Genomic DNA, 579 nt, shown 5'->3' with positions numbered 1-579 from the left:
CCGTCCACCTCGGCGGCCTCGGTGATCTCCTTCGGGATCTCGTTCAGCGCGGCGGAATACACCAGCATCGAGAACGCCGTCCCGCGCCACACGTTGGCGAAGGACACCGCCAGGATCGGCAGGGTGAACAGCCAGTTCTGCGAGGGCAGATGCAGCCAGTCCAGGACCGCGTTCAGCGTCCCCTCGCGGCGGAAGAACGCGTACAGCAGGAACCCCGCCACCACCTCCGGCAGCACCCACGCCGTGACGACGACACCGCCGGTCAGCGTGCGCACCGGCTTCGACGCCCGCTGCATCAGCGCGGCCAGCGCCAGCCCCAGCGTGTTCTGCCCGACCAGCGCCGACGCCACCGTGAACACCAGCGTCAGCCAGACGGCGTTGAGGAACGCGTCGTCGCGGAACGCCCGCCGGAAGTTGTCCAGGCCGACGAACGACTCCTGCGCCTGGCCGGTCAGCTGGAGATCGGTGAAGGCGATGAGGACGCAGTACGCGATCGGCCCCGCGAGGAACACGAGCAGCAGCGCCAGCGCGGGGGTGAGCGGCAGGAAGCGGGGCAGGAACCGGCGCGGGCCGGCCCGC

At 70.6% G+C, this 579-nt stretch carries 1 protein-coding gene; it reads right to left on the bottom strand.

Annotation, left to right across the window (positions count from 1 at the left end; genetic code table 11):
• A partial coding sequence (locus tag CCN29_RS32140) for a carbohydrate ABC transporter permease (RefSeq protein WP_442538613.1) occupies nucleotides 1-557 on the bottom strand: 557 nt, incomplete at its 3' end.
• Nucleotides 558-579: the final 22 nt, after the last annotated feature.

Origin of the sequence: Streptomyces pseudogriseolus (assembly GCA_002154585.1) — a bacterium.
Classification (GTDB): domain Bacteria; phylum Actinomycetota; class Actinomycetes; order Streptomycetales; family Streptomycetaceae; genus Streptomyces; species Streptomyces pseudogriseolus.
The sequence above is the reverse complement of the archived record's forward strand: the minus strand, read 5'-3'. Positions and strand labels throughout refer to the sequence as shown.